General features: G+C 59.7%; 13 protein-coding genes. 4 read left to right on the top strand and 9 right to left on the bottom strand.

The genetic code is table 11. The features are described from left to right. Positions 1 to 5 precede the first annotated feature (5 nt). The 4 genes from spoT to QOL81_RS23600 all read right to left on the bottom strand — a co-directional run bounded on the left by spoT (position 6) and on the right by QOL81_RS23600 (position 3,918). Positions 6 to 2,117: a bifunctional GTP diphosphokinase/guanosine-3',5'-bis pyrophosphate 3'-pyrophosphohydrolase gene (gene spoT / locus QOL81_RS23615; protein ID WP_019452189.1), complete on the bottom strand. Its 2,112-nt coding sequence runs from the start codon at positions 2,115 to 2,117 to the stop codon at positions 6 to 8. An 18-nt stretch (positions 2,118 to 2,135) separates the two neighbouring features. Next, positions 2,136 to 2,411 (bottom strand): DNA-directed RNA polymerase subunit omega, encoded by a 276-nt coding sequence (gene rpoZ / locus QOL81_RS23610; protein ID WP_004931221.1) that lies wholly within the window; start codon positions 2,409 to 2,411, stop codon positions 2,136 to 2,138. A gap of 54 nt (positions 2,412 to 2,465) precedes the next feature. Further along, positions 2,466 to 3,089, bottom strand: coding sequence for a guanylate kinase (gene gmk, locus QOL81_RS23605; protein ID WP_004931218.1), 624 nt, complete (start codon positions 3,087 to 3,089; stop codon positions 2,466 to 2,468). Between the two features lie 211 nt (positions 3,090 to 3,300). After that, positions 3,301 to 3,918 carry a trimeric intracellular cation channel family protein gene (locus tag QOL81_RS23600; RefSeq protein WP_025304704.1) on the bottom strand — a complete coding sequence of 206 codons (618 nt, stop codon included), beginning with the start codon at positions 3,916 to 3,918 and terminating at the stop codon, positions 3,301 to 3,303. A 253-nt stretch (positions 3,919 to 4,171) separates the two neighbouring features. On the opposite strand from QOL81_RS23600, the gene QOL81_RS23595 reads away from it, so the two are divergent. Further along, a complete protein-coding gene (locus QOL81_RS23595; protein WP_055317175.1) occupies positions 4,172 to 4,606 on the top strand; it encodes a DUF3574 domain-containing protein in 435 nt (144 codons plus the stop codon). A gap of 34 nt (positions 4,607 to 4,640) precedes the next feature. Here the strand turns inward: QOL81_RS23595 and QOL81_RS23590 are convergent, their stop codons facing one another. Beyond that, positions 4,641 to 5,825 carry a NupC/NupG family nucleoside CNT transporter gene (locus QOL81_RS23590; protein WP_004931212.1) on the bottom strand — a complete coding sequence of 395 codons (1,185 nt, stop codon included), beginning with the start codon at positions 5,823 to 5,825 and terminating at the stop codon, positions 4,641 to 4,643. A 360-nt stretch (positions 5,826 to 6,185) separates the two neighbouring features. On the opposite strand from QOL81_RS23590, the gene QOL81_RS23585 reads away from it, so the two are divergent. Further along, a complete protein-coding gene (locus QOL81_RS23585) occupies positions 6,186 to 6,575 on the top strand; it encodes a hypothetical protein (protein WP_194572574.1) in 390 nt (129 codons plus the stop codon). Positions 6,576 to 6,630: 55 nt separating this feature from the next. On the opposite strand, the gene QOL81_RS23580 is transcribed toward QOL81_RS23585, so the two are convergent. After that, positions 6,631 to 7,494, bottom strand: a complete 864-nt coding sequence (locus tag QOL81_RS23580) for a YicC/YloC family endoribonuclease (RefSeq protein ID WP_015379441.1) — start codon at positions 7,492 to 7,494, stop codon at positions 6,631 to 6,633. A gap of 126 nt (positions 7,495 to 7,620) precedes the next feature. Between QOL81_RS23580 and rph the strand changes: the two genes are divergently transcribed. Then, on the top strand, positions 7,621 to 8,337 hold the full coding sequence (gene rph, locus QOL81_RS23575) for a ribonuclease PH (RefSeq protein WP_025160305.1): 717 nt from the start codon (positions 7,621 to 7,623) through the stop codon (positions 8,335 to 8,337). A gap of 96 nt (positions 8,338 to 8,433) precedes the next feature. Next, positions 8,434 to 9,075 carry an orotate phosphoribosyltransferase gene (gene pyrE / locus QOL81_RS23570; protein WP_004931204.1) on the top strand — a complete coding sequence of 214 codons (642 nt, stop codon included), beginning with the start codon at positions 8,434 to 8,436 and terminating at the stop codon, positions 9,073 to 9,075. 31 nt (positions 9,076 to 9,106) lie between these two features. Here the strand turns inward: pyrE and slmA are convergent, their stop codons facing one another. The 3 genes from slmA to coaBC form a co-directional block, all read right to left on the bottom strand. Then, complete coding sequence (slmA, locus tag QOL81_RS23565; RefSeq protein WP_004931203.1) at positions 9,107 to 9,703, bottom strand: nucleoid occlusion factor SlmA; 597 nt, start codon at positions 9,701 to 9,703, stop codon at positions 9,107 to 9,109. 251 nt (positions 9,704 to 9,954) lie between these two features. Beyond that, on the bottom strand, positions 9,955 to 10,413 hold the full coding sequence (gene dut, locus QOL81_RS23560) for a dUTP diphosphatase (protein ID WP_016929680.1): 459 nt from the start codon (positions 10,411 to 10,413) through the stop codon (positions 9,955 to 9,957). Next, on the bottom strand, positions 10,391 to 11,608 hold the full coding sequence (coaBC, locus tag QOL81_RS23555) for a bifunctional phosphopantothenoylcysteine decarboxylase/phosphopantothenate--cysteine ligase CoaBC (RefSeq protein WP_049201884.1): 1,218 nt from the start codon (positions 11,606 to 11,608) through the stop codon (positions 10,391 to 10,393). The genes dut and coaBC overlap by 23 nt, the downstream gene beginning before the upstream one ends. Between the last annotated feature and the right edge of the window lie 68 nt (positions 11,609 to 11,676).

The following is an 11,676-nucleotide window of genomic DNA, read 5'->3' as shown; positions in this document are numbered from 1 at the left end:
AAGCGCTAGTTTCGGTTGCGGTTAACTTTGATCACATCCGGCATGATACGGATTTTACGCATAATGTTTGCCAAATGGATGCGATCGCGGGTGGTCAAGCGGATAAAGGCGCTATAAACCCGACCGTCTTTCTCTTCGGTGTTCAGGCTCTGAATATTGGACTCGGCCGCGTTGATCGCCGCCGTCAGGTTGGCCAGCGCGCCCTGGTGGTTGAACATGTCCACCTTGATCTCGGCGATGAACTCCTGCTCGGTCTCTTTATCCCACTCGACCGCCATGAACTTCTCAGGCTCTTTCTGATAGCCGCGAATATTGCGGCAGGATTCATGGTGGATCACCAGCCCTTTGCCCGGGCTGACGTGAGCGATAATCGGGTCGCCCGGAATCGGACGGCAGCACTTGGCGAAGGTGATCAACACCCCGTCGGCGCCCTTGATGGCCAGGTTACGCACGCCGGAGGAAGCGCCCAGGCTGGACTGATCGCCCTGCAGGTTCTTCGCCACCACCACGCTCATGGCGTTGCCGAGGCCGATTTCCGCCAGCAGATCGTCCAGCGTCGCCAGCTTCATGCGGTCCAGCTCGTGCTGAATGTTTTCCTGCGGGATTTCGGCCAGCTTGCGGCTGCCGCCCAACGCGTGGTTGAGCAGACGGCGGCCGAGGCCAACGGAGTCGTCGCGCTTGAGATTCTTCAGCATCTGGCGAATTTTGGCGCGCGCTTTCGAGCTGACCACGAAGTTCAGCCAGGCGGCGTTGGGCCGCGCGCCCGGTGCGGTGATGATCTCGACGGTCTGGCCGCTGGTCAGCGACTGCGACAGCGGATATGGCTGACGATCGACGCGCGCGCCGACGCAGGCATGGCCGATATCGGTATGCACCGCATAGGCGAAATCGACCGGCGTGGCGCCGGCGGGCAGCTCGACGATGCGGCCTTCCGGGGTGAAAACGTAAATCTCATCCGGGAACAGATCGGATTTGACGCTCTCGATAAATTCAAACGAACTGCCGGCGCTTTGCTGCAGCTCCAGCAGGCTTTGCATCCAGCGCTGGGCGCGGATCTGCGCCGTGGTGCCGGTTTCGCCCTGTTCTCTTTCCTTGTAAGCCCAGTGCGCGGCCACCCCCATCTCAGCCATCTGATCCATGTCTTCGGTGCGGATCTGCACTTCGACCGGCACGCCGTGCGGGCCGATCAGCGAGGTATGCAGCGATTGATAGCCGTTGGCCTTGGGAATGGCGATGTAATCTTTCACTCGCCCCGGGCGCGGTTTGTACAGGCTATGCACCTGGCCGAGCACGCGGTAGCAGGTATCGACCTCTTTCACGATCACCCGGAACGCGTAGATATCCATGATGGAATGGAAACGCTGTTCTTTGAGGTGCATCTTGAGGTAGATGGAGTAGAGGTGTTTTTCCCGCCCGCTGACGCGACAGGCGATGCCGGCTTCGGTCAGCCGCCCTTCGATCTCGGAGAGGATTTTTTGAATCATCTCTTTGCGGTTGCCGCGCGCGGCTTTCACCACTTCCTTGATCACGCGATAACGGTTCGGGTACAGCGCCTCGAAGCCCAGCTCTTCCAGCTCGGTCTTCAGGTGATGAATACCCAGACGGTGGGCGAGCGGGCTGTAGATTTCCAGGGTTTCACGCGCGATGCGCCGGCGTTTGTCGGGGCGCAGCGAACCGAGGGTGCGCATGTTGTGCGTACGGTCGGCCAGCTTGATCAGCACGACGCGGATATCCTGCACCATCGCCATGATCATCTTGCGGAAGTTTTCCGCCTGCGCTTCTTTCTTGTCCTGGAACTTCAGCTTGTCGAGCTTGGAGACGCCCTCAACCAGTTCGGCGACGCTCTTGCCGAACAGCTGTTCCATATCTTGATAGGTGGCTGGGGTGTCTTCGATGACGTCGTGCAGCAATGCCGCCATCAGCGTCTCGTGATCGAGACGCATTTCCGCCAGGATGCAGGCCACGGCGACCGGGTGAGTAATGTAAGGCTCACCGCTGGAGCGTGTCTGGCCCTCGTGCGCGTCGCGCGCGACGAGGTATGCCTGTTTGAGGCGCTTAATCTGCTCCTCGGGCAGGTAACGTTGAATCAGCAGATTCAGGCTTTCAAACAGGTACAAGGCGGACTCGCAGTCTAATTAACGACGACCTTCAGCAATCGCGGTAACCGCTTGAATCTCTGCGGCTTCCTGCTCTTGCTGTTCCTGGCGCTCACGCACGTCGAGGATCTGGCTGGTGATCAGGCCTTCTTCGATTTCGCGCAGGGCGATAACGGTGTACTTGTCGTTCTCTTCCGGAACCAGTGCATCTTTGCCGCCGGTCTGGATCTGACGCGCCCGACGAGCAGCGACCAACACCAGGTCAAAACGGTTACCAATTTTCTCTACAGCGTCTTGAACAGTTACGCGTGCCATATTTGTGCTACTCCACAGGTGACGAAAAGACTGGGCATGATACTGAAACTGCCTTCAGTCTGCCAATAGTTTGCTGATTAAAGCGTCATGCCGCAGCAACTGGCGGCCCAAACGCAGGCGTTCGGCGCGAATGATGGTCTTCAGATCGGACAGCGCCAGATCGAAATCATCGTTCACAATCAGGTAATCGTACTCCGCGTAATGCGTCATTTCCGCCACGGCCTGAGCCATGCGCTTGGCGATCACCTCTTCGGAATCCTGCCCGCGCCCGCGCAGGCGGCGGCCCAGTTCTTCCTTCGACGGCGGCAGAATGAAGATGCTGCGCGCCTGCGGCATTTTGGCGCGGATTTGCTGCGCGCCCTGCCAGTCGATATCCAGAAACACGTCTACGCCGGTCGCCAACACTTGTTCGATGGCGGCGCGCGAGGTGCCGTAATAGTTGCCGAACACTTCGGCGTGCTCAAGAAACGCGTCCTGCTCGATCATCCGGCGGAATTCGTCTTTCGAGACGAAGAAATAGTGTTCGCCGTGATTTTCACCCGGGCGGCTGTCGCGCGTGGTGTGCGAAACCGAAACCTGCGTGTCGTACAGCGGTTGCGTCTTTAACAAAGCCTGAATCAGACTTGATTTACCTGCGCCACTGGGAGCAGAGACAATATAAAGCGTGCCTTGAGCCATGATGATGTTCGTTGATAACGGTTGATATGCCAATAACAGCGGATGTGTATTTTCTCCGCACAGTATACACGGCTAACGCGCCGGGTGCAGCGTTAGCTCGCATTTTGCCCGCCGCTTTGCGCGGAAAAAGCGGCGAATGAGCGAATTTGCGCGTCGAAGGGCAACATTTCTGCAGTTTTGGCCTCGGCGGCGGCGCGTTGCCGCCCCGAGATCAGTGATCCGGATGCTGGTAGTTGAACACCGGCAGGCCGAGGCGGAAGCGCAGGGCGATCAGGCGCGCGCTCAGGCCGGCGACCAGCGTGAGGATCACCACCAGATTGTGCGGCAGGCTGAGGTGTTGCAGGCCGATATACAGCCAGGCGGCGCTGAAGGAGATGCCGGCATAGATCTCTTTCTGGAAAACCAGCGGGATACGGTTGCAGAACATGTCGCGCAGCACCCCGCCGAAGACGCCGGTGATCACTGCGGCGATGGCGGCGATAATCGCACTGTGCCCCATATCCAGCGCCACCTGCGCGCCGATGATGGAGAAGACGATCAGGCCGACGGCGTCGAGCACCAGGAACAGGCGGCGCAGATGGCGCATCAGGGGGGCCACCCAGGTGGTGACGATCGCCGCTATCGCGACGATGACGATGTATTCCGGGTGTTTGACCCAGCCCAATGGAAAATGCCCGAGCAGCATATCGCGCACCGACCCGCCGCCGATCGCCGTGACCGAAGCGATGATGATCACGCCGAACATGTCCATTTGGCGGCGGCCGGCCGCCAGCGCGCCGGTCATGGCTTCGGCGGTGATGCCGATGATATAAAGGATGCTCAGTAACATAAGGGATTCACAGCGTACTTGCGTCAGAATGATGGCCGGCAGGGTAATCGCCGCCGATGGCGCGCGCCACTGAGTTTTTTTCACTGATGGTGTTTCGGATTAATTTAGCTAATCCAAACTCCGTTTTTATTGCCGATAACCAGCCTTTTTTAACATCTGGCTGTTGATAAAAGCATTAGAAATTTCGCGCTGGTTTCCATCGCTGACTATGCTTTTTGCAGCTAATCCTTCAACCGAGAAACCGAGACTGCAGATGAAAAACTCCCCGAAACTGGCCGCCGGCGCCGTGGTGGCCGCCCTGCTGCTGAGCGGCTGCGTGGCGCCAGGCCATCAGGCTGTGTCACCCGCTCCGGCTTGCCACACCGGCGATCCGATGATGCAAACAACGCTCTACTTCGGCCTGAATCGCCCGGCGGGGCCGGCGATCACCGCCGCCGAGTGGCAAACCTTCGTCGACAGCCAGGTGACGCCGCGTTTTAAAGACGGGCTGACGGTCTTTGATGCCAAAGGGCAGTGGCTGGGCCACGACGGCAAGCTGGCGCGCGAGAACAGCAAGGCGCTGCTGTTGATCCATGCGCCGGGCAAAGAGAGCGAGGCGAATATCGAGGCGCTGCGCAGCGGCTATAAGCAGCAGTTTGCGCAGGATTCGGTGATGCGGGTGGATGCGCCGGTGTGCGTGGCGTTTTAAAGCGAACTCCCGGCCATGCGGCCGGGAGTGGGGATTACAGCACCAGGCCGGCGATGGCCGCTGACAGCAGGCTCACCAGCGTCGAGCCATAAACCAGCTTCAGGCCAAAACGGGAAACTACGTTGCCTTGCTGCTCGTTCAGCCCCTTGATGGCGCCGGCGACGATGCCGATGGAGGCGAAGTTGGCGAACGACACCAGGAACACCGACAGAATACCTAGCCCGCGCGGCGACAGCTCCGCCGCGATTTTCTTCAGCTCAATCATCGCCACGAATTCGTTGGCCACCAGCTTGGTCGCCATGATGCTGCCCGCCTTCAGGGCCTCCTCCGCCGGGATGCCGATCAGCCAGGCCAGCGGATAGAACACATAGCCGAGGATCTGCTGGAAGCTGATGCCGAGCACCGCGGAGAACAGCGCATTGACGGCGGAGATCAGCGCGATAAAGCCGATCAGCATCGCCGCGATGATCATCGCAATCTTGAAGCCGGCCAGAATGTACTCGCCCAACATTTCGAAGAAGCTCTGATCTTCATGCAGTTTGTTCAGCTTCAGCTCCGGCTCGTCTTCGACCTGATACGGGTTGATGATCGACAGAATGATGAAGGTGCTGAACATATTAAGGATCAATGCCGCCACCACGTACTGCGCGTCGATCATCGACATGTAGGCGCCGACGATGGAGAGCGATACCGTCGACATGGCGGTCGCGGCCATGGTGTACATGCGGCGCGGCGAGATATCGCCGATGATGCCTTTATAGGCGATGAAGTTCTCCGACTGCCCCAGCACCAGCGTGCTGACGGCGTTGAACGACTCCAGCTTGCCCATGCCGTTGACCTTGGATAGCAGGGTGCCGACCAGGCGGATGATCAGCGGCAGGATACGGAAATGCTGCAAAATGCCGATCAGGGCGGAAATAAAGATGATAGGGCACAAAACGCCGAGGAAGATGAACGCCAGGCCATCCTTGCTCATGCCGCCGAACACGAACTCCGATCCTTGGGCGGCGTAGGCGAGCAGGGTGTCGAAGAAGCCGGCGACGTGTTTGATCACGCTGAGCCCGCTGGCGGAGTGCAGGAAGAAATAGGCCAGCGCGCCCTCGATCACCAGCAACTGGATGATATAGCGCAGGCGGATTTTCTTGCGATTATTGCTGACCAGCAGCGCCAGGGCGATGATCACCACCAGAGCCATAATAAATTGCAGAATTTGTGGCATAAACGGTCCGTACGGTTCACGGGCAGAGAAAAAACACATTTAGCCACAGCATCGACGTCCTTTCATTACCTTGCGTGATAATTAGAACAAAATACTTATGGCATGCGGGATATCTTGCCAAATGTCATCCACACGCGCTGTCCGGCAGTTTTTCATAAGCTTCCCGGTGAGCCGGTTCCCCAGGGGCCTGCCGGCTCGCAACCTGATGCAATCACTGTCACTCGCGTGCAAACGCCTGGAATCTGGCTCGCAACTGGTGCTTTTTCATGGCGTAAAGCGTGGTTTTCTCGAGGGAGGCAAAGAAAAATGCCTGAACAAGGCGCCATGACCGGCGCATCTTCTCGGATAAGGAGGCGAACAATGAATACCGGCACGTTGCTCAGGGCGCTGGCCAACGGGATTAATCCCGACACCGGCGAGCTATTGAGACCGGCTTCGGCGGCCTGCGCGCCGGAGGCTATCCGCCTGCTGTTCGCGTTGGCCAACGAGTTCGACGGTGAAGCCGAACTGCAGAAAAAAGCCCGGCTGACGCCGGAGGAGAAGCGGCAGAAGAATCTGGCCGAGGGGCGGCCGGCCAATGCCTACTTCCCTTGGCCGGAAGAGGAAAAGCTGAGGTTGCGTGAGAGCCATGCGGCCGGGGCGACGCTGGAAGCGCTGAGCGATGAGTTTGAACGCTCAACCTGGAGCATTGCGGTGCAGCTGCAGAAAATGGGGCTGATGGGCGAAGAACAGGTGGCCGCTTATCGCTGAGCTGCAGCCATAAAAAAGCCCGCTTGGCGCGGGCTTGATGGCGTGCGGGGCAGGATCACTCGATGTTCTGGATCTGCTCGCGCATTTGCTCGATCAGCACTTTCAGCTCGATGGCGGAAGCGGTGACGTCGGCATTGATCGACTTGGAGGCCAGGGTGTTCGATTCGCGGTTGAACTCCTGCATCATGAAGTCGAGGCGGCGGCCGACGGCTTCTTTCTTCTTCAGGATGTTGTGCGTCTCTTTCACGTGCGCTTCCAGACGATCCAGCTCTTCGGCGACGTCGATGCGCTGCGCCATCAGCACCAGCTCCTGCTCCAGGCGGGTGTTTTCCAGCTGTACCTGCGCCTCTTCCAACTTGCTGACCAGGCGTTCGCGCTGCCATTGCAGGATGTTCGGCATCTGGGCGCGCACTTTGACCACTTCGGCGCTGACGCCGTCGAGGCGTTGTTCGATCAGCGTTTTCAGCGCGGCGCCTTCGCTTTCGCGTGCGACGATGAAGTCATCCAGCGCGCCGTCCAGCGCCTGCATCAGCTCGGCGCTGATGGCGTCCAGATCCTGCTCCTGCGCGGACATCACGCCCGGCCAGCGCAGCACGTCGATCGGGTTGATTTCCCCTTCGTCGCTCTGCATTTTCACCCAGTTGGCGGCTTCAACCAGCTGTTTGGCCAGTTTTTCGTTCAGGATCAGCGAGCTTTGCGCGCTTGGATCCAGTTCGAAACGCAGGTTGCATTCGACTTTGCCGCGGGTCAGGCGGCCACGGATACGTTCACGGATCACCGGCTCCAGGCTGCGGAATTGTTCCGGCAGGCGGATGTAGGTTTCTAAGTAGCGCTGGTTAACGGAACGCAGCTCCCAGGCTGCGCTGCCCCATTCACCCTTGATTTCACGCCGGGCGTAGGCGGTCATGCTGCGGATCATTGATGCGTACCCGTAATAGGAAAAGATGGGGCGATTATAGCGTCGCGGCTGCGGGCAGGATAGGCATTACGTCACGAAGCCCGTATAATGCGCAGCCAATAGTTGATTTGAAGCCGGAGAGAGCCCATGCGTCCTGCAGGCAGAGCACCACAGCAAGTTCGCCCCCTGACACTGACCCGTCACTATACCAAACACGCTGAAGGTTCAGTGCTGGTTGAGTTTGGCGATACCAAAGTCTTGTGCACCGCCACGGTAGAAGAGGGCGTTCCGCGCTTCCTGAAAGGCCAGGGGCAAGGTTGGATCACCGCCGAGTACGGTATGCTGCCGCGCTCCACCCACAGCCGCAATGCCCGTGAAGCCGCCAAAGGCAAGCAGGGTGGCCGCACGCTGGAGATCCAGCGCCTGATCGCGCGCTCGCTGCGCGCCGCGGTGGATCTGAAAAAGCTCGGTGAATTCACCATCACCCTCGACTGCGACGTACTGCAGGCCGACGGCGGTACCCGCACCGCCTCCATCTCCGGCGCCTGCGTGGCGCTGGCCGATGCGCTGAACACGCTGGTGGCCAACGGCAAGCTGAAAGCCAACCCGATGAAGGGCATGGTGGCGGCGGTTTCCGTCGGCATCGTCAATGGCGAAGCGCTGTGCGATCTGGAGTATGTGGAGGATTCCGCGGCGGAAACCGACATGAACGTAGTGATGATGGAAGATGGCCGCATGATTGAAGTGCAGGGTACCGCCGAAGGCGAGCCGTTCAGCCACGATGAGCTGTTGGCGCTATTGGCGCTGGCCCGAGGGGGCATCGAAACCATCTTCCAGGCGCAGAAAGCGGCGCTGGCGGACTGATTTTTTAAGGCGACTGAGAAGTCGCCTTTTTTATGCCCGACGATCGGGCGGCAGTAATGACAAGACCCAAGCAGATTCAGACGAGGAGAAGCAGTAATGAAAGCCTATCAGCGCCAGTTTATCGAGTTCGCGCTTAACAAGCAGGTATTGAAATTCGGCGAGTTCACCCTGAAGTCCGGCCGCACCAGCCCGTATTTCTTCAATGCCGGCCTGTTTAATACCGGGCGCGATCTTGCGCTGTTGGGGCGCTTCTACGCCGAAGCCCTGATGGACTCCGGCATCGATTTCGACCTGCTGTTTGGCCCGGCCTATAAAGGTATTCCTATTGCCACCACTACGGCGGTGGCGTTGGCGGAACACCATGAGCGCGACGTGCCTTACTGCTTTAACCGCAAGGAAGCCAAGACCCACGGCGAAGGCGGTTCGCTGGTAGGCAGCCCGCTGCAGGGGCGCGTGATGTTGGTAGACGATGTGATCACCGCCGGCACCGCGATCCGCGAGTCGATGGAAATCATCGGCGCCAGCGGCGCTTCGCTGGCGGGCGTGCTGATCTCCCTCGACCGTCAGGAACGCGGCCGCGCGGATATCTCCGCCATTCAGGAAGTGGAACGCGACTATCACTGCAAGGTGATTTCAATCGTGACGCTGAAGGACCTGATCGCCTATCTGGAAGAGAAACCGGAAATGGCGGACCACCTGGCGGCGGTGCGCGCTTACCGCGAGCAGTACGGGGTGTAAGTAAAAACGCCGGGCATGCCCGGCGTTATCTTTATTGCAGCTGGGCCGCCAACAGCGGCCAGCGGGCGTCAAATTCCTGCGTTGGGCGATAGCGGAATTCCGAACGCACATAGCGCGACAACATGCCTTCGCAGAAGGCCAGCAGCTGGCTCGCCAGCAGCGTTTCATCGACGATAAAGCCTTTGCCTTCGCGCAATTTACGCTCTTTCAACACCTGGCGCAGCTGCGCCTCGATGCGTTCGAACAGCTGGTTGATGCGGCCCTGCAGGCGATCCTGTTCAAACATCAGCGCGTGGCCGGTCATGATGCGCGTCAGCCCCGGGTTGCGTTCCGCAAAGCCCAGAATCAGCAGTAAAATCAGGCGCAGACGATTAAACGTCTCTTTCTCGTCCTGCAAGATCAGGTTGATGCGGGTGATCAGGCTGTCTTCGATAAACTCGATCAGGCTGTCGAACATCCGTGTCTTGCTGGGGAAATGCCGATACAGCGCAGCTTCAGAAACACCCACGTTCGCGGCGAGCTTGGCGGTGGTGATGCGTTGGCTGCCGTCGCTGGACTCCAGCATCTGGGCTAACGCCTGCAATATTTCCTCGCGCCGATTCCTTTTCGTCTTTTCTTTTTCTGCCATGTCTGATTAGACCCTTGCTAAAACTTAACTGACGGAAACCCGCGCACCGGCCGCTGCAGAGCAGGCTCTGTGCGGCTTATGTGATAGCTTTTTTACGATGCTGGGGTCAGCGGCCTTAACGGCCTTTTTCCGCGCTGCCTGGTGTGCGCTGCAATTGTCGCGGTAAAACCTTGCCGCAGAGACATCCTTCTCCCCGGAAAGGCAAGGTTCAGGCGACGTTTCCCTGCCGGCCATCGTGCATTGGGTGGCGCTTAGTGGCGCCCCGAGTGACCGAAGCCACCTTCGCCGCGCTCGCTGCTGTCGAACTCTTCCACCAGGTTGAATTCGGCCTGCACCACCGGCACGAAGACCATCTGCGCGATACGTTCGCCCGGCTCGATGGTGAAGTGTTTCTGGCCGCGGTTCCAAACGGACACCATCAGCTGGCCCTGATAATCGGAGTCGATCAGGCCGACCAGGTTGCCCAGCACGACGCCGTGCTTGTGGCCCAGGCCGGAGCGCGGCAGGATCACCGCCGCCAGGCCAGCGTCGGCGATGTGGATCGCGAGGCCGGTAGGCAACAGCGTGGTTTCACCCGGCGCCAGCTCCACCGCGCTGTCCAGGCAGGCGCGCAGGTCGAGACCGGCGGAGCCCGGCGTGGCGTAGGTCGGTAGCGGGAAATCCTGACCGATGCGCGGGTCGAGGATCTTAACGTCGATTTTTTTCATCATAACGGCTGACTATCTCGTCTATTAAACGTTGGCCAAGGAGTGCCTTGTCGCTCAGCGCCAGGCGCTTTTCTCCATCCTGCCAAAAAAGATGCAGGGCATTGGTGTCGCTGTTGAACCCGTGCTCTGCAAGCGATACATCGTTAGCGCAAATCAAATCCAGCTTCTTACGCGCCAGTTTTTGCCGCGCGTATTCTTCCACATTCTGGGTTTCGGCGGCAAACCCCACGACAAACGGTCGATTTTTGGTCATCGCCGCCACGCCGGCGACGATATCGGGGTTTTTTACCATCTTGAGGACGATTTCATCACCCTGTTTTTTTATTTTTTCATCGGCGATCTGCTCGGGGCGGTAATCGGCCACGGCGGCGCAGGAGATGAAAATCTGCTGCTGCGCGGCGCGCTGTTGCACCGCCTGCTCCATCTCCAGCGCACTGGTGACGTCCACTCGGGTGACCGATGGCGGCGTCGGCAGGCTGACCGGCCCGGCGATCAGCGTCACCTGCGCGCCGCGGGCGGCGGCGGCGCGGGCAATGGCGAAGCCCATTTTGCCGGAGCTGTGATTGCTGATGAAACGTACCGGATCCAGCGCCTCACGCGTCGGGCCGGCGGTGATCATAACCTGTAAATGTTGCAGATCCTGCGGGGCGGAGAAATGCGCGTTCGCCAGGTCGACGATGTCCAGCGGATCCAGCATGCGGCCCGGGCCGACGTCGCCACAGGCCTGGCTGCCGCTGTCCGGCCCCCAGAGCAGCATGCCGCGCGCCTGCAGCGTTTGCAGGTTGGCCTGCGTGGCGGCGGCGCGATACATCTGCTGGTTCATGGCCGGGGCGGCGGCGATAGGGGCGTCGGTCGCCAGGCAGACGGTGGTCAACAGATCGTTGGCCATGCCGGCGGCGACGCGCGCCAGCAGATCGGCGGTCGCCGGCGCCAGAATCACCAGATCCGCCCACTTGCCGAGCTCAATGTGGCCCATGGCGGCTTCGGCGGCGGGATCCAACAGATCGTCGGACACCGGGTAGCCGGAAACGGCCTGCAGCGTCAGTGGCGTAATGAACGCCTTGGCGGCGTGGGTCATCACCACGCGCACTTCTGCGCCCCTGTCGCGCAGGCGGCGCACCAGCTCTGGGCATTTGTAGGCGGCGATGCCGCCGCTGATGCCAAGCACAATATGTTTGCCGGAAAGTCCCGTCATCATCATTGTCCGATTTAAAGCCGAAAGATGCGCCATTTTAGCATATCCGCCGTTCAGGTGAGCGATTCCGC

The sequence above is a fragment of the Serratia sp. CC22-02 genome (assembly GCF_900182895.1).
In the GTDB taxonomy this organism is placed as follows: Bacteria; Pseudomonadota; Gammaproteobacteria; order Enterobacterales; family Enterobacteriaceae; genus Serratia; species Serratia nevei.
This window is presented reverse-complemented; position numbering and strand designations above follow the sequence as displayed.